Source organism: Hoeflea marina (genome assembly GCF_003182275.1).
Lineage (GTDB): Bacteria > Pseudomonadota > Alphaproteobacteria > Rhizobiales > Rhizobiaceae > Hoeflea > Hoeflea marina.
This window is the reverse complement of the sequence record NZ_QGTR01000004.1, coordinates 560,759-577,928: the sequence shown is the minus strand read 5'-3', so window position 1 is coordinate 577,928 and position 17,170 is coordinate 560,759. Positions and strand designations below refer to the sequence as shown.

Sequence of the window (17,170 nt, the reverse complement as noted above, 5' to 3'; positions counted from 1 at the left end):
GAGAAACGGAATGGCGGCGGACAAAGGCGACAGCATGACTGACGCTGATGGCGGACCTGATCGCCACATTCCGGTTCTGCTCAAGGAGGTCCTGACGGCCATGGAGCCCGCTGGCGGCGATGTCATGGTCGATGCCACCTTCGGCGCCGGCGGCTATACGACGGCGCTGATCAGGGCCGGCGCCAGCGTCATCGCCTTCGACCGCGATCCCGACGCCATTGCCGCGGGTGCATCGCTCAAGGCCGAACACGGCGACCGGCTGACGCTGGTCCATGCCCGCTTCTCCGAACTGCTCGACCATGTCGAGCCCGCCAGCCTCGACGGCGTCGTGCTCGACATCGGCGTGTCGTCGATGCAGATCGACGAAGCCGAGCGCGGCTTCTCCTTCATGCGCGACGGCCCGCTCGACATGCGCATGGGCCGGAGCGGCGTCAGCGCCGCCGATGTCGTCAATCGGATGAAGGCCAATGACCTTGCCCGGGTCTTTGGTCTGCTCGGCGAGGAGCGGCATGCCGGCCGCATCGCGCGCGCCATCGAGGCCGACCGCCTGAAGGAGCCCTTCACCACGACGCGGCAGCTGGCGCGGATGATCGAGCGCGTGGCGCCCCGCAAGCACCAGGACCGCATCCACCCGGCCACCCGCGTCTTCCAGGCGCTCAGGACCTATGTCAACGACGAACTCGGCGAACTGGCCGAGGCGCTGTTTGCCGCCGAACGCGCGCTCAAGCCCGGCGGGCGTCTGGTGGTGGTCACCTTTCATTCGCTCGAGGACCGCATCGTCAAGCGCTTCTTCCAGGATCGTTCCGGCAAGGCAGCCGGCTCGCGTCACCTGCCCGAGCAGATCGACCGCGCCGCCACCTTCACGCCGATCGGCAAGCAGCCGGTCACCGCCGGCGAGGACGAGTGCCAGCTCAATCCCCGCGCCCGTTCGGCCAAGCTGCGCGCCGGCCTGCGAACCGGAGCGCCGGCCGGCGCGGTGCAGATGTCCATCCTTCCCGTTCCCAATCTCGCCGCGCTCGCGGCGTTCGGAGGTTGAGCCGATGCTGCGTACCCTCGATCTGATCATGATCTCCGCGATGATCGCCGCGGCCGCCTTCACCTACCAGGTCAAGCATGAAGCGGAGGACAAGCTCGAACAGGTCCGCAAGCTGCAGGCGGCCATCCGGCTGCAGGAGGCGACCATCGACCTGCTGGAGGCCGACTGGAGCCTGCTCAACCAGCCCTCGCGGCTGCAAAGCCTGTCGACAGCCTACGAGGCAGAGCTCAAGCTCAAGCCGATGGCGCCCAGCCAGATGGCCGGCAAGGACGAACTGCCGGGTGCGGCATCGGAGTTCGCTCCGGTGGTCGCCGATGACGCGACCGGTCAGCCCGACGCCGACATCAAGACCGGATCGGTGGCGCAATGAGACAGGTCCTCTCGCTTCTGCGCCGCAAGCCGGGATCCGCCGGCGCCTACCTGTCCGAGCCCCGTCGACCGGTCGAATTCGACGGAGTGCGCATGGCGCAGAACGCGCAGGCGCGAAACCGCATCATCATCACCGTGGCCTGCTTCAGCATCTTCTACATGGTCATCGGCGGCCGGCTGATCGAGTACGGCGCCCGCTCCAACGAGACGGTGTCCTCGATTGCCCGTGGCGACCAGCTGATGGCCTCGCGCCCGGACCTCGTCGACCGCAACGGCGAGGTGCTGGCCACCGACATCCGCACCGTCTCGCTGTTTGCGGAACCCAACAAGATCGTCGACCCCGACGAGGCCATCGAGCTGCTCGCCACCGTGCTGCCCGATCTCGACATGAAGGGCACCTACCGGAAACTGTCCTCTGCCTCGCACTTCCAGTGGCTGCGGCGCCAGCTGACACCGCGCCAGCAGAGCCAGATCCTGGCGCTCGGCATTCCCGGCATCGGCTTCCGTCCGGAAAAGCGCCGCTTCTATCCCGGCGGTCCCACCGCCTCCCATGTCGTCGGCCTTGTCAACATCGACAACAAGGGCATCGCCGGCATGGAGAAATATGTCGACGGCCAGGGACTTGGCGATCTCGCCGCCGCCGGCATGACGATCAACGAGCAGATGGAGCCGGTCCGGCTGTCGATCGACCTCCGGGTGCAGCATGTGCTGCGCGATGAGCTGGCCGCGGCGATGATCCGCTACCAGGCGATCGCGGCGGGCGGCGTCGTGCTCAACGTGCACACCGGCGAGGTCATCGCCATGGCGTCGCTGCCGGATTTCGATCCCAACGATCCGGTGCATGCGCTTGACAAGGACCGTCTCAACCGCATGTCGGCCGGCACCTTCGAGATGGGCTCGACCTTCAAGGCCTTCACCATCGCCATGGGCCTCGACAGCGGACTGGTGAAGATGTCGGACACCTTCGACGCCACCAAGCCGTTGCGCATCGGCGGCTTCACGATCCACGACTTTCACGCCACCCGGCGCATCCTCTCGGTCCCCGAGGTCTTCACCCACTCCTCCAATGTCGGATCGGCACGCATGGCCGACCTCGTCGGCATCGCCGGGCATCGCGAATTCCTCACCCGGCTCGGCCTGCTCACGCGCATGGACACCGAGCTGCCGGAGGTGGCGACACCGACCCAGCCGCGGGAGTGGAAGAAGATCAACTCCATGACCATCGCCTTCGGCCACGGCGTGGCCACCACGCCGCTGCAGACGGCGGTGGCCGGCGCCGCGCTGATGAACGGCGGCAAGCTGATCGAGCCCACCTTCCTGCCGCGAACGGCCGAAGAGGCCGCCAGGGTCGCCGTCCAGGTGGTCAAGCCGCAGACCAGCGACGAGATGCGCGAGCTGATGCGCGCCAACGGCGAGAACGGCTCGGGCCGCAACGCCCGCGTCGAGGGCTTTCGCGTCGGCGGCAAGACCGGTACCGCGGAAAAGGTGGTCAACGGCCGCTACTCCTCCTCGCTCAAGTTCAACGCATTTCTGGCCGCGTTTCCGATCGACAACCCCGATTATGTGGTGCTTGTCGTCATCGACGAGCCGAAACCTGAGGATGGCAAGCATGGCGCAACCGCCGGCAACAATGCTGCACCGATGGTTCAGGCCGTGATTCGTCGCTCGGTCGGCTTCCTGGGCGTCAAGCCTCGCTTCGATGCGGAAGGTCAGGTGTTGTCGCTGTCATATTGAAACCGGATTCGGAGGCCACAGCTGCCGGCCATCACCCCTCGGGCCGCATCGGGCCGGCCAAATCAAACTCATGTGAATCGGATACCATGAAGCTTATCGATCTCCTGCGCACCCTGCCGTCCGGCAGCATCGACTCCCCTCCCGGTGTCGCGGGGGACGTGCGCGTGGCGGGCCTCGGCGCCGACAGCCGGGCAATCGAGCCCGGCTTCGTATTCTTCGCGCTCAGCGGATCGAAAACCGACGGCGCCCGCTATGTCGCGGAGGCCGTCGCCAACGGCGCCGTGGCCGTGATCGCGGGCAGCGAGGCTGCCACCGGCGATGCCGGCGTGCCGGTGCTGAGGGCCGGCGATCCGCGCCAGGTTCTCGCACGCATGGCGGCGAGCTTCTTCGGCATGCAGCCGCGCGTCATCGCCGCCGTCACCGGCACCGCCGGAAAGACCTCGGTCGCCTCCTTCCTGCGCCAGATCTGGGCCCATGCGGGCGAGCGCGCCGCGATGATCGGAACGACGGGCGTGACCGCGCCCGGCCGCAACGACTACGGCACGCTGACCACGCTTGATCCCGTGGCGCTGCACCGGCTGCTGGCCGAACTCGCCGCCGACCAGGTCACCCATGTGGCAATGGAGGCGTCCAGCCACGGCCTCGACCAGCGCCGGCTCGACGGCGTGGCGCTCAGCGTCGCCGGCTTCACCAATCTCGGCCATGACCATCTCGACTATCATCCCGACATGGACAGCTACATGGCCGCCAAGATGCGGCTGTTCGACACGCTGCTGCCGAAGGGCGATCCGGCGGTGATCTTCGCCGACGACCCCTGGTCGGCGCGCGCGGTCGAGGCCGCGGAGACGGCAGGCGCCGAAGTGCTGACGGTCGGCCGCCGGGGCGGGCTGCTGACGCTCAAGCGGGTCGAGCATCTGCGCCACAAGCAGATTGCAGAAGTCCATCATGACGGTCGCATCTTCGAGGTGCATCTGCCACTGGCCGGCGATTTCCAGCTCTCCAACGCGCTCGTCGCCGCCGGGATGGCAATGGCCTCGGGTGTGGCCGCGGATACGGCGATGGCCGCTCTCGAAACCCTCAAGGGAGCGGCCGGCCGGCTCGAGCTGGTGGGCGCGACTGCCGACGGCGCGCCGGCCTATGTCGACTACGCCCACAAGCCCGAAGCGCTCGAAAACGTGCTCTCCGCCGTGCGGCCCTTCACCACCGGCCGGGTCATCGTGGTCTTCGGCTGCGGCGGCGACCGCGACCGTGGCAAGCGGCCGATCATGGGCGGCATCGCCACCCGGCTCGCCGACATCACCATCGTCACCGACGACAATCCGCGCTCGGAAGTCCCTGCCGACATCCGCGCCGCCATCCTGATCGCCGCGCCGGGCGCCATCGAGATCGGCGACCGCGCCGAGGCGATCAGCCGCGCGGTGTCCATGCTTAAGGCCGGTGACACGCTCATCGTCGCAGGCAAGGGCCACGAGGAGGGCCAGACCATCGCAGGCCGGGTGCTGCCCTTCTCCGACAGGACCGAGATCCGCAAGGCGCTGGAGGCCCTGACCACATGAGTTTTCTCTGGACCTCGTCCGACATGGTTGCCGCGATGAACGGCCGCCCGGTCGGCATGCTGCCCGAGGGCATCAGCGGCATTTCCATCGATTCGCGCTCGGTAGCCGCCGGCGACGCCTTCTTCGCCATCAAGGGCGACCGTTTCGACGGCCATGACTTCGCCAGCATCGCCGCCGCCAACGGCGCGCGGCTGATGGTGGTCTCGGAGGCCAAGCTGCCGGCGCTGGGCCGCGTGACGGCGCCGATGATCGTCGTCGACGACGTGCTCGAGGCGCTGGCCGATCTGGGACGCGCCGCACGCGCGCGATCGACCGCGAAGATCATCGCCGTCACCGGCTCCGTCGGCAAGACGACATCGAAGGAGATGCTGCGCCAGGTGCTGTCCGGCTGCGGCGAGGTGCATGCCTCGGCGGCCTCCTTCAACAACCACTGGGGCGTGCCGCTGACGCTGGCGCGGATGCCCGAAAGCGCCCGCTTCGGGATCTTCGAGATCGGCATGAACCATCCGGGCGAGATCCGGCCGCTGGTCGGCATGGTCCGGCCGCACGGCGCCATCATCACCACCATCGCCGCCGCGCATCTCGGCAATTTCCGCAATCTCGCCGAGATCGCCGAAGCCAAGGCGGAGATCATGGAGGCCATCGAGCCCGGCGGCTTCGTGCTGCTCAACCGCGACAACGACCGGTTCGCCTGGCTCAAGAAGCGCGCGACGGAACTCGGCGTCTCCCAGATCCGCTCCTTCGGCGAGCACAAGCAGGCCCACATAAGGCTGCTGACCTGCCAGCTGCTGCCCGAGCAGTCCAACATCACGGTGCGTCTGGGCAACGAGGACATCGACATCAATGTCGGCGCCCCGGGACGGCACGTGGTGCAGAACGCGCTCGCCGTGCTCGGTGCGGCCTGGCTTGCCGGCGCGGCGCTGGACATCGTCGTTCCCGCCTTCTCCCGCGTTCAGGCCGCCAAGGGCCGCGGCGCGCGCCATCGCCTCGCCATCGGGGCCGGCAGCTTCACGCTGATCGACGAGAGCTACAACGCCAATCCGGCCTCGATGCAGGCGGCGCTGCAGCTCCTGCGCGACACGCCGCTGCAGGAGGGCGGACGGCGCATCGCCGTGCTCGGCGACATGCTGGAAATGGGCCAGTTCTCCGAGAAGCTGCATCGCGGCCTGGCCGGTCTGCTGCAGGAGGCGGGCGCCGATCTCGTCTGCCTCGCCGGACCGGAGATGACGCATCTTGTGGACGAGCTTGGCGACACGCTGCCGGTGATCTATCGCGACACCGCAGGCGCGATGGCGGAGTACCTCGTCGACGCGGTTTCCGCCGGCGATGTGGTCATGATCAAATCTTCACTGGGCATCGGCTTCGGCCGCGTCGTCAAGGCGTTGCTTGACAAGTATCCGGCGCTGCCTGACAGCGGTCGGAACACCTGAACGGCGCGAGGCACACCGAACATGCTCCTTTGGCTTGTAGAATTCTCCGACAAAGTACAATTTTTCAACCTTTTCAGATACATCACATTCCGAACCGGCGGCGCGATGTTCACCTCGGCGCTGATCGTCTTCCTGTTCGGGCCGCGAATCATCGCCTCGCTGCGGCTCAGGCAGGGCAAGGGGCAGCCGATCCGCGCCGATGGCCCTCAGACGCATTTCAAGAAGGCCGGCACGCCCACCATGGGCGGATTGATGATCCTGGCGGGCATCGTCGGCTCCTCGCTGCTGTGGGCGGACTTGTCGAGCGTCTACGTGGTCACCACGCTGCTGGTGACGCTCGGCTTCGGCGCCATCGGCTTCTACGACGACTATCTCAAGGTCACCAAGCAGACCGACAAGGGCTTCTCCGGCAAGGCGCGCCTCGGCATCGAGTTTCTGATCGCCGGCGTCGCGGTCTATTTCATCATGCACCAGTCGATGGCGGCCTCGTCGAGCAGCAGCGCCTTCGCCTCCTCGGTGGCGTTTCCCTTCTTCAAGGACCTGCTGCTTGATCTGGGCTGGTTTTTCATCGTCTTCGGCGCCTTCGTCATCGTCGCCGCCGGCAATGCGGTCAACCTGACCGACGGTCTCGACGGCCTGGCGACCGTCCCGGTGATGATCGCGGCCGCCTCTTTCGGCGCCATCGCCTATCTCGCCGGCAATGCGGTGTTTGCCAATTACCTGCAGATCCACTTCGTCCCCGGCACCGGCGAACTGGCGGTCATCCTCGGGGCGGTCATCGGCGCCGGCATGGGCTTCCTCTGGTTCAACGCGCCGCCGGCGGCAATCTTCATGGGCGACACCGGATCGCTGTCGCTGGGCGGCCTGATCGGTTCGGTAGCCGTCGCCACCAAGCACGAAATCGTCATGGCGATCATCGGCGGGCTGTTCGTCATCGAGGCGCTTTCGGTGATCATCCAGGTCGGTTGGTTCAAGATGACGGGCAGGCGGGTGTTCCTGATGGCGCCGATCCACCACCATTTCGAGAAACTGGGCTGGACCGAGAGCCAGATCGTCATCCGTTTCTGGATCATCGCCATGGGCCTGGGCATGCTCGGCCTGGCGACGCTGAAACTGAGGTAGCCGATGATCGCCGCCACCACATTCGCCGCCAGAAACGTCGTGCTCTTCGGTCTGGGCGGCTCGGGCCTCGCCACGGCGCTGGCGCTCAAGGCCGGCGGCGCCTTCGTCACGGCATGGGACGACAACCCGGGCCAGGTCGCCGCCGCCGAGGCGCAGGGCGTTCCGACCGGCGACCTGCGCGGGCTTGACTGGTCGGAACAGGATTGCCTGGTGCTCGCGCCGGGCGTGCCGCTCACCGATCCGAAGCCGCACTGGACGGTGGAGATGGCGCAGGCCAACGGCATCGAGATCATCGGCGACATCGAGATCTTCGTGCGAGAGCGCCGCGCGCACGCGCCGGGCAGTCCGTTCATCGCCATCACCGGCACCAACGGCAAGTCCACCACCACCGCGCTGATTTCCCATATTCTCGCCGCCTGCGGGCGCGACGCGCAGATGGGCGGCAACATCGGGACCGCCATCCTGACGCTCGAGCGGCCGTCGGCCGAGCGGGTGCATGTGGTGGAATGCTCCTCCTACCAGATCGACCTGGCGCCGTCTCTCGATCCGTCGGCCGGCATCCTGCTCAACCTGACGCCCGACCATCTCGACCGTCACGGCTCGATGACGCATTACGCCGAGATCAAGTCGCGGCTGGTGGCGCGCAGCGACAAGGCCATTGTCGGCGTCGACGACGACTGGTGCGCGGCCATTGCCGGAAAGCTGGAGGCCGAAGGCCACGACGTGGTCCGCATCTCGCGCGACATGCCGGTGGCGCCCGGCCTGTTCGCCCAGGGCAGCCGCATCCGGCTCGCCGCCGACGGCAATGTCGGCGATTACACTGATCTCGACGGCATCCCCACCCTCAGGGGAGCGCACAATGCCCAGAATGCCTGCGCGGCGATCGCGGCCTGCCGCGCCGTCGGCGTCGGCGACGACGACATCCGTGCCGGCCTCAGCAGCTTTCCCGGCCTCAAGCACCGAATGCAGCCGGTCGGCAGGCGTGGACGGGTGGTCTTCGTCAATGACTCCAAGGCCACCAACGCCGAAGCCGCCGCACCCGCGCTGTCGAGCTATCCGCGCATCTACTGGATCGCCGGCGGCCTTCCCAAGGAGGGCGGCATCGCCGCGCTGGAACCGCTCTTCGGCCGTGTCGCCAAGGCCTATCTGATCGGCGAGGCGGCGGCCGGATTTGCCGCCACCATCGGCGCGCTGGCGGACTTCGAGATCGCCGGAACCCTGGAGCGGGCGGTCGAGCACGCAGCGCGCGACTCGGCGATGGACACTGCAACCGACACGCAACCTGTGGTACTGTTGTCGCCGGCCTGTGCAAGTTTCGATCAGTTTCGGAACTTCGAGCTGCGCGGCGACGCATTCGTCGGGCTGGTTGCCCGGCTCGACGGCATTGAAATGCTCATTCCCGTGAAGGCTGAGGAGAGGCAAAATGGTTAGTCGAGTCGAACGCGGTGCGATGGCGGAGTGGTTCTGGACCATCGACCGCACGTTCCTGGCACTGTTCCTGCTGCTGCTCGGCGTCGGGCTGATGCTGTCGTTTGCCGCAAGTCCCGCTGTGGCCGAGCGGCTCGGCCTCGACAGCTTCCACTTCGTCAAGCGCCACGCGGTGTTCCTGGCCCCGGCGCTGGCCGTGATGTTCGGCGTTTCCTTCCTCGCCCCCCGGCAGGTGCGCCGGCTGGCGCTGGTGCTGCTGATCACATCCATCGCCATGATGGTGATGGCGCTCTATTTCGGCGTCGAGGTGAAGGGATCGAGGCGCTGGGTCTCGGTTCTCGGCCTGTCCATCCAGCCGTCCGAATTCATGAAGCCGGCCTTCGTCGTCATCTGCGCCTGGCTGTTTTCGGAGCGGTCCCGCCATCCCGATATTCCCGGCAACCTGTTTGCCATCATGCTGTTCGGCATCGTCGCCGCCTTGCTGGTGGCGCAGCCGGATCTGGGCCAGACCATGCTGACGGCGGCGGTCTGGGGCGGCATGTTCTTCATGGCCGGCATGTCCTGGCTGTGGATCGTGCTGCTGGCGATCGCCGGCATCGCGGGCTTCCTCGCCGCCTATGTGGTGTTCCCGCATGTCGCCGAACGCATCAACGGCTTTCTCGACAAGGGCGGCGACACCTTCCAGGTCGACACCGCGCGCGAGGCCATCATCCGCGGCGACTGGCTTGGCCAGGGACCGGGGGAGGGCACCATCAAGCGCATCCTGCCCGACAGCCACACCGACTTCGTCTTCTCCGTCGCCGCCGAGGAGTTCGGCATCCTGTTCTGCATGATGCTGGTGACGCTGTTTGCCTTCATCGTCATTCGCGGCCTGACGCGCGCGGGACGGCTCGAGGATGATTTCACCCGGCTTGCCGTCGCCGGCCTGTCGCTGCTCATCGGCTTCCAGTCGATCATCAACATCGGCGTCAATCTCGAACTGCTGCCGGCCAAGGGCATGACGCTGCCCTTCATCTCCTATGGCGGCTCGTCGATGATCGCCGTGGCGCTGACGGCCGGCTTCCTGCTGGCGCTGACCCGGCGGCGGCCCGAAAGCCGGGCGCGGCCGCGCGAGGCGTATCCGCTGCACGCCGCCATGCCGCAGGCCCAGCACTGATGGCGGAGCAGGGCCCGATCCTGATCTCGGCCGGCGGCACCGGCGGGCATCTGTTTCCGGCCGAGGCGCTGGCACATGAACTCAGGTCCCGCGGCCACCCGGTGCATCTGGTCACCGACAGCCGCGTTGCCCGCTTCACCGAGGGCTTTCCCGCCGATGCTGTCCATGTCGTGCCCTCGGCCACGCTCGGCTCGAAGAACCCGCTGAAACTCGCCCGCTCGCTGTGGACGCTGTTTGCGGGCATCCGCCAGGCCGGCGCGTTGATCAGGCGCATCCGCCCAGTGGCTGTCATCGGCTTCGGCGGCTATCCGACGGTGCCGCCGCTGCTGGCGGCCACCAATGCCGGCCTGCCCACCCTGATCCACGAGCAGAACGCGGTCATGGGCCGGGCCAACCGGGCGCTGGCCGGCCGCGTCACCGCCATTGCGGGCGGCTTCCTGCCCGAAGGCAGCGGAAGGCACGCCGCCCGCACCGTGACCACCGGAAATCCGGTGCGCCCGGCGGTGCTCGCGGCGGCCGAACTCGCCTATATCCCGTCGCGCGGCGACGATCCCTTCCATCTCGTGGTCTTTGGCGGCAGCCAGGGCGCACAGTATTTCGCCACCGCAGTGCCCGAGGCGCTGGGCCTGCTGCCGGCGGAATTCCGCGCCCGCATCCGCCTGACCCAGCAGGCGCGGCCCGAGGACGAGGCCAACGCCCGGGTGGGGCTGGAGGCCGTCGGCGTGGCCGCCGAGGTCTCGCCGTTCTTCACCAATATGGCCGCCCGCATCGGTGCCGCGCATCTGGTGATCTCGCGCTCCGGCGCCTCGACGGTCTCGGAGATCTCGGTCATCGGCCGGCCCTCGATCCTGGTGCCCTATCCCCATGCGCTCGACCACGACCAGGCGGCCAATGCCGAGGCGCTGATGCAGCGCGGCGGCGCCATGGTGATCGCGCAGTCGAAGCTCTCGCCCAGGCTTCTCGCCGACATGATCGCCCAGCGCATGGCCGACCCGGACGGGCTGGCGGCCACGGCGGCGCAGGCAAAGGCGGCGGGAAAACCCGACGCCACGCGCTTGCTTGCCGATCTCGCAGAGGCTATTGCCTCCGGCATGTCCATTTCAGAATTCAGGAGCAAGCGGTCATGAAGATGCCGCAGACCATCGGCCTTGTGCATTTCATCGGCATCGGCGGCATCGGCATGAGCGGCATTGCCGAGGTGCTCAACAATCTCGGCTACAAGGTGCAGGGCTCCGACCAGGCAGAAAGCGCCAATGTGCAGCGGCTGCGCGAGAAAGGCATCGAGATCCACATCGGCCATTCGGCGGCCAATCTCGGCGACGCCGAGGTGGTGGTGGTCTCCACCGCCATCCGCCAGACCAATCCCGAGCTGATCGCGGCGCGCGAGAAGCTGCTGCCGATCGTGCGGCGCGCCGAGATGCTGGCCGAGCTGATGCGCTTCCGCAATGCCATCGCCATCGGCGGCACGCACGGCAAGACCACCACCACATCGATGGTCGCCACCCTGCTGGATGCCGGCGGGCTCGACCCGACCGTGATCAACGGCGGCATCATCAACGCCTACGGCACCAATGCGCGCATGGGCGCGGGCGACTGGATGGTGGTGGAGGCCGACGAGTCCGATGGCACCTTCCTCAAGCTGCCCGCCGACATCGCCGTGGTCACCAACATCGACCCGGAGCATCTCGATCACTACGGCAATTTCGACGCCGTGCGCGCCGCCTTCCGGCAGTTCGTCGAAAACGTCCCGTTCTACGGCTTCGGCGTCATGTGCCTCGATCATCCGGAGGTGCAGGCGCTGGTCAGCCGCATCGAGGATCGCCGCGTCATCACCTATGGCGAGAACCCGCAGTCCGACGTGCGCTTTTCCAACCACCGCATGGAGGGCGCCGTCTCGCTGTTCGACGTCGAGATCCGCAAGCGCAAGAGCGGCGAGATCGTGCATCTCAAGGATCTGCGGCTGCCGATGCCGGGCAGGCACAATGTTTCCAACGCGGTCGCCGCCATCACCGTGGCGCACGAGCTGGGCATGTCTCCCGAGGACATCGCCCGCGGTCTGGCCCAGTTCGGCGGCGTCAAGCGGCGCTTCACCCACACCGGCGCATGGAACGGCGTCGAGGTGTTCGACGACTACGGCCACCATCCGGTGGAAATCAAGGCGGTGCTGAAGGCGGCGCGCGATTCCTGCCAGGGCCGGGTCATCGCCGTGGTGCAGCCGCATCGCTTCACCCGGCTCGAAAGCCTGTTCGACGATTTCGCCGCCTGCTTCAACGACGCCGACACCGTGGTGCTGGCGCCGGTCTATTCCGCCGGCGAGGAGCCGATCGAGGGCATCAATTCCGGCACGCTGGTCTCGCGGCTGAAATCTGGCGGCCACCGCGATGCCCGCCTCGTCGACGGCCCCGCGGATCTCGCGCCGCTTGTGCATGCGCTGGCGCAGCCGGGTGACTTCGTCGTCTGCCTCGGCGCCGGCAACATCACCCAGTGGGCCGCGGCGCTGCCCAAGGAACTCGCCGCCCTGTCGGGGGGCAAGGGATGAAGCAGACGCAGGTGAACGGCACGCGATTGCTCGAGGAGCTGGGCAGTTCCATGTCCGGCGTGCGCGGGCGGCTGACGCCCGATTTCGACATGTCGAAGATCACCTGGTTCCGCACCGGCGGCCCGGCGGAGCTGATGTTCCAGCCAGAAGACGACGCAGATCTCGCCACCTTCCTGGCGGCGCTTCCCGAGACCATCCCGGTGATGCCGGTGGGCATCGGCTCCAACCTGCTGGTGCGCGACGGCGGCATTCCCGGCGTCGTCATCCGGCTGTCGGCCAAGGGCTTCGGCGCTACCGAACAGGTCTCCGAGACTCGGCTGATGGCGGGTGCCGCCTGCCCGGACAAGCGCGTTGCCGCACTGGCCCTGGAGGCAGGTCTCGGTGGCTTTCATTTCTATCATGGGATTCCCGGCGGCATCGGCGGCGCGCTGCGCATGAACGCCGGCGCCAATGGCGTCGAGACCCGCGAGCGCGTCGTCGAGGTCCACGCCTTCGACCGGCAGGGCAAGTCCCACGTCTTTTCCAATGAAGAGATGGGCTATGCCTACCGGCATTCCTCGGCGCCCCAGGGACTGATCTTTACCCGCGCAATTTTCGAGGGCGTGCCCGCCGATCGCGACGAGATCCGCGTCGCCATGGACGCCGTGCAGCATCATCGGGAAACCGTGCAGCCGATCCGCGAGAAGACCGGCGGTTCCACCTTCAAGAACCCGCCCGGCCTGTCGGCCTGGAAGGTGATCGACGAGGCCGGCTGCCGCGGGCTCACCGTCGGCGGCGCGCAGATGTCGCCGATGCACTGCAATTTCATGATCAACACCGGCCAGGCCTCGGGCTACGAGCTCGAATATCTCGGCGAAACCGTCCGCGCCCGCGTGCTGGAAAACTCAGGCGTCCGGCTCGACTGGGAAATCAAGCGCATAGGCCTGTTCAGGACCGGCGAGCCGGTGCAGGAGTTTTTGGGGCAGTTGGTCTGAGCAAGACGAAATTTGGCTGCCAAGTGCTGAAAATCGACAACCAGCCCTTTACGCAGCCCTGGCCGCCACCACGCCCCAGTCCTCGAACGCCTCCAGTTTGGGCCGGGCGAAATAGTAGCCCTGGAACAGGTCGACGCCGGCTTCGTGCAATGTGCGGACTTCGGCTTCGGTTTCGGCGCCTTCGGCAAGCACCGTTATGTCGAGCGCCTTGCAGATGGCGAGGACGCCCGAGACGATCGCGCGCTTGGGCAGCGACTTGTCGATGTCGTGCACCAGTTCCATGTCGAGCTTGATCAGGTCGGTCTGCAGCAGTGCCAGGCGGGTCAATCCGGCGTAGCCTGCGCCGAAATCGTCGAGCGCCGTGGTGAAGCCCATCGCCCTGTAGGTTTCGACGATACGGGCGATGTGGCCTGACTCGAGGATGGCCTCGTTTTCGGTGAACTCGAACATCAGCCGATGGGGGGCAAAATCCGAACGGGCGGCAGCCTCCAGAGTGGCGCGGATGCAGGCCCGTGGTTCATAGACCGCGTTGGGAAGGAAATTGACGGAAAGGATGGCGGTCGACGCAGACGGCATGTGCTTGCCGGCAAGTTCGATGGCAGTGACCCGGCAGGCCTGGTCGAAGGCATAGCGGTTTTGGTCGGTGACCTCGGCCAGAACCTCGGCAGCCGACTGTCCGCCCATCCCGCGAACCAGCGCCTCGTAACCCCAGATGTCGCCCGCGGAGACATCGATGATCGGCTGAAAAGCCATGGTAAACGGAATGGCAAAGGATTTCGGATCAGTGTTCCTGCAGCCTGCACAGGGTGATTTGGCTGACATTTCGAAGTTCCTGGATTGCCGCAATCATGATCGTGGGCTTGTGTACAATTCCAGGATTGCGGAAAGGTTAGCTTTTCACCGTGTTCTTTAGCCATCCGTGTTCAATCATATGCCCGGTGGCCGGTTGCTCGATGCCGGATCGTCGCGATTGATCCGGGTCATCCCGCCGTTACCCCATGCGGCAGAGCCGGCACGACATTGCGGTCGCGGCCGGTCATCGTTTCGTTGGCGATCATCGAGTTGAGGATGGCTTCTTCCGTCGCCTGCGCCACCGCCTCGAACAAAGGGTCCATGTCCTCGTCTGGCACGTAACGGGCAGTGAGGATCCTTGGCGCTGCGGCGCCGCCGAGGCCGGTGTTGGCGGTGGAGAAAGCGAGGAACAGGTCGCCCGAGCCGTGGTTGGCAAGCCCGCCGGTGCGGCCGACGCCGAAGGTGACGCGGCGGGCGAGCCGCTTCAACTGATGCGGCAGCAGCGGCGCGTCGGTGGCGACCACGGCGATGATCGAGCTCAGCTCGCGGTCGGGCGCGCCGCTTTGCATCTCGGGCAGCCCGGGCAGGGCGCCGATATTGCGGCCGAGCACGGTGAGATGCCTGCGGGTGCCGAAATTGGCCTGCACGAAGACGCCGACGGTAAAGGTCTCTTCTCCATACTCCACCAGCCGCGAGGCGGTGCCCGAGCCGGCCTTGAAGCCGAAGCATTTCATGCCGGTGCCGCCGCCGACGCTGCCTTCCTCGATCGACCCGCCCGCAGCCCCGTCGATGGCCTCGAACACATGCCGGTCCTGGACATGGAAGCCATTGATGTCATTCAGAAACCCGTCATAGGTCTCGGCCGCTACGGGCAGCGAGAAGGTGTCCGAGTAACGCGCGCCGAAATGCCTGACCGCCCAGCGGATGGTGGCGTCGCGGGCAAGCCCGCAGGAGTGCGTGTTGGTGATGGTGACCGGTAGCGAGAACTTGCCCGCCTCCTCGATGTAGTGCGTGCCCGAGAGTTCGCCGTTGCCGTTGAGGCTGAAGAAGCCGGCGAAGACCGGCTCGCCGATCGCCTGCCGCGGTCGGGGCAGGATCGCCGTCACGCCGGTGCGCACCGGGCCCCGGCCCACCACCAGCGGACCGTCGCCGGAGATGATGGTCGAATAGCCGACGCTCACGCCGGGCACGTCGGTGATGGCGTTGGCGGGGCCGGGCCTGCCCTCGAAGGCGAGACCCAGGCCGCGGGCGCGCATCCGGCCGGAGGGCGTCGATGTCCAGGCGGAGTTTGTCATGTCGGTCCGTCTCGCTCGGTGGCTCGGGCAGGTGGCTGGCGCTCATTGTGGGCCGGCGGCATCGATGCGGCAATCCCGCCCGCATTGCCGATTGCGTCTCCGGCCGGTCCCCTGGCGGGGCCTGAGTTTCGGAAAACCGGGGCGGGGGGTGGAAATTCCTCGCCAAAGCCGCAATTGTGGCGGACGTTCGGCTTGTAGCGCGGGCAGGGAGAGGCTGGCGCTCACGGCGCATGGGCGATATTCGGCTGCGAGGCCGGACGTCTCCGCCGTGGCACGCCGATCAACGGGAATGGACATGTGTATTGAATAGTCTGCTCTACGGGGTTTTCGCGCTTGATCTGGCGCAGGAGCTCAGCATCAACAAGATACCGCTGCTGGAACTGCTGCGTGCTCCCTTCGCCATCAATCTGGGCATTCTAGGCGTCGCCGTGGTCTGGCTGTGCCGGCAGCGGTCTGTCAGGCTCGGCCTGACGCTGTTGGGGCTCGCCTGCCTGCTGGTCATGACCGGGCTGATCTTCACCTCCCTGCTGCTGGCGGCGGCGGTCGGCGTCTGGCTGCTGGCGCGGGTGCTGCAGCGATGGGCGCTCAGGCGCGGCCGCCACGGGCTGCCGCTGCTTGTCGGCTGGGTGGTCGTCAACGGGCTGTACTTCCCGCTCTTCTTCATCACGCTGCCGCAGTTCGGCCCGTTCATGAGCGTTGGCGAGCTGGTGCTGTTCTGGGGCCCGGCGTTCTTCGTCTTCCGCTCGCTGCATTACCTGCACATGGCCTGCAAGGGCCGTGTCGATCCGTTCGTGCCCGAGGCCTTCGCGGACTTCCTGCTCTATGTCGTGCACTTCGCCTCGTTCTGGTTCGGGCCCTACCAGAAGTTCGCGCAGTTCGGCGAGGAGGTGGCCACCTGCAAGCAGCGGCAGACGGCGAAGAACCAGTTCAAGGGCTGGCTGCGCATTCTCATGGGCCTGGGCAAGTTCCTGATCCTGTTTCACTTCTTCAACATCGACCATTTCTACCGCTTCGGCTATTTCGGCCCCTTCACCGACACCCTGTTCGCCGATGCGGGCAGCGCCGAGCCGGGGCATCTGTGGCTGATGATGTATCTCTTCGCCTTCCGGATGATGCTGTTCATCTCGGCGCTCAGCGACGGCGTCATCGGCATGAACCTGCTGATGGGCATCAGGGTGCCGGAGAATTCCAACTGGCCGATCCTGTCGCGCGACATCATGGATTTCTGGCGACGCTGGCATGTGCAGACCGGGGTGTTCCTGCGCGAGGAGGTGTTCTTTCCGTCCGGAGGCATGCGCAAGCGCCGGCTCGGATTTTTCTGCGTCTTCGCCTACAGCGGCTTCTGGCACTTCCCCGCCTGGACCTCCATCCTGCTGTTTCCGCTTGTGCAGCTGGCCCTGTTCGAGCTCACCATCGCCTGGCAGGGCTTCTGGAAGTTCCATGACCGCCGCGAGGACCAGATCTCGGAGATCGGCAGGCGGCTTTACCTGCATGATTCGCTGCCGAGCGGCGTGGTCGGCTTCTTTCTGGTGCTCAATTCCAACGTGCTGACCATCGCCTTCATCCATGACCACTTCCATCATGGCAGCCGCATCCTCCCAGCCCTCCTCGGCTTCTAGCGGCTTTGCGCATGCGAAGGCCGCCGCATCCCGCCGCCCTCAATGATGAGGAGTCTGTTTGTAGACTTGCGCCGCCCGCAAACCTCTGATTCCTAGAAGCAATGACCGGGCGCCTGATGA

At 66.6% G+C, this 17,170-nt stretch carries 14 protein-coding genes; 12 read left to right on the top strand and 2 right to left on the bottom strand.

Translation table 11 applies throughout. The features are described from left to right. Positions 1-10 precede the first annotated feature (10 nt). From rsmH to murB, 11 genes are all read left to right on the top strand, one after another. On the top strand, positions 11-1,036 hold the full coding sequence (gene rsmH, locus DFR52_RS18105) for a 16S rRNA (cytosine(1402)-N(4))-methyltransferase RsmH (protein WP_110033386.1): 1,026 nt from the start codon (positions 11-13) through the stop codon (positions 1,034-1,036). Positions 1,037-1,040: 4 nt separating this feature from the next. Then, entirely contained in the window at positions 1,041-1,406 is a 366-nt protein-coding gene (gene ftsL / locus DFR52_RS18100) for a cell division protein FtsL (protein WP_110033385.1), read from the top strand. Next, complete coding sequence (locus DFR52_RS18095) at positions 1,403-3,139, top strand: peptidoglycan D,D-transpeptidase FtsI family protein (RefSeq protein ID WP_110033384.1); 1,737 nt, start codon at positions 1,403-1,405, stop codon at positions 3,137-3,139. The genes ftsL and DFR52_RS18095 overlap by 4 nt, the downstream gene beginning before the upstream one ends. Before the next feature lie 86 nt (positions 3,140-3,225). Continuing rightward, positions 3,226-4,695 carry a UDP-N-acetylmuramoyl-L-alanyl-D-glutamate--2,6-diaminopimelate ligase gene (locus DFR52_RS18090; RefSeq protein ID WP_110033383.1) on the top strand — a complete coding sequence of 490 codons (1,470 nt, stop codon included), beginning with the start codon at positions 3,226-3,228 and terminating at the stop codon, positions 4,693-4,695. Continuing rightward, positions 4,692-6,125, top strand: coding sequence for a UDP-N-acetylmuramoylalanyl-D-glutamyl-2,6-diaminopimelate--D-alanyl-D-alanine ligase (locus DFR52_RS18085; protein WP_110033382.1), 1,434 nt, complete (start codon positions 4,692-4,694; stop codon positions 6,123-6,125). The genes DFR52_RS18090 and DFR52_RS18085 overlap by 4 nt, the downstream gene beginning before the upstream one ends. Positions 6,126-6,146: 21 nt before the next feature. Next, positions 6,147-7,247: a phospho-N-acetylmuramoyl-pentapeptide-transferase gene (gene mraY, locus DFR52_RS18080; protein ID WP_110033381.1), complete on the top strand. Its 1,101-nt coding sequence runs from the start codon at positions 6,147-6,149 to the stop codon at positions 7,245-7,247. A 3-nt stretch (positions 7,248-7,250) separates the two neighbouring features. Continuing rightward, positions 7,251-8,678, top strand: coding sequence for a UDP-N-acetylmuramoyl-L-alanine--D-glutamate ligase (gene murD / locus DFR52_RS18075; RefSeq protein WP_110033380.1), 1,428 nt, complete (start codon positions 7,251-7,253; stop codon positions 8,676-8,678). After that, on the top strand, positions 8,671-9,831 hold the full coding sequence (gene ftsW / locus DFR52_RS18070) for a putative lipid II flippase FtsW (RefSeq protein WP_110033379.1): 1,161 nt from the start codon (positions 8,671-8,673) through the stop codon (positions 9,829-9,831). Before murD ends, ftsW begins: the two co-directional genes overlap by 8 nt. Next, positions 9,831-10,958, top strand: coding sequence for a UDP-N-acetylglucosamine--N-acetylmuramyl-(pentapeptide) pyrophosphoryl-undecaprenol N-acetylglucosamine transferase (locus DFR52_RS18065; RefSeq protein ID WP_110033378.1), 1,128 nt, complete (start codon positions 9,831-9,833; stop codon positions 10,956-10,958). The genes ftsW and DFR52_RS18065 overlap by 1 nt, the downstream gene beginning before the upstream one ends. After that, the gene (murC, locus tag DFR52_RS18060; protein ID WP_110033377.1) at positions 10,955-12,370 is read left to right on the top strand and encodes a UDP-N-acetylmuramate--L-alanine ligase; all 1,416 of its coding nucleotides are present in this window, start codon (positions 10,955-10,957) and stop codon (positions 12,368-12,370) included. The genes DFR52_RS18065 and murC overlap by 4 nt, the downstream gene beginning before the upstream one ends. Then, positions 12,367-13,344, top strand: a complete 978-nt coding sequence (murB, locus tag DFR52_RS18055; RefSeq protein WP_110033376.1) for a UDP-N-acetylmuramate dehydrogenase — start codon at positions 12,367-12,369, stop codon at positions 13,342-13,344. Before murC ends, murB begins: the two co-directional genes overlap by 4 nt. Positions 13,345-13,392: 48 nt before the next feature. Here the strand turns inward: murB and DFR52_RS18050 are convergent, their stop codons facing one another. Both DFR52_RS18050 and DFR52_RS18045 read right to left on the bottom strand, forming a co-directional pair. Continuing rightward, positions 13,393-14,166, bottom strand: a complete 774-nt coding sequence (locus tag DFR52_RS18050; RefSeq protein WP_110033375.1) for an EAL domain-containing protein — start codon at positions 14,164-14,166, stop codon at positions 13,393-13,395. Positions 14,167-14,324: 158 nt separating this feature from the next. After that, positions 14,325-15,431 carry a DmpA family aminopeptidase gene (locus tag DFR52_RS18045; RefSeq protein WP_110033374.1) on the bottom strand — a complete coding sequence of 369 codons (1,107 nt, stop codon included), beginning with the start codon at positions 15,429-15,431 and terminating at the stop codon, positions 14,325-14,327. A 302-nt stretch (positions 15,432-15,733) separates the two neighbouring features. Between DFR52_RS18045 and DFR52_RS18040 the strand changes: the two genes are divergently transcribed. Further along, the gene (locus tag DFR52_RS18040; RefSeq protein WP_158284997.1) at positions 15,734-17,050 is read left to right on the top strand and encodes an MBOAT family O-acyltransferase; all 1,317 of its coding nucleotides are present in this window, start codon (positions 15,734-15,736) and stop codon (positions 17,048-17,050) included. Positions 17,051-17,170: the final 120 nt, after the last annotated feature.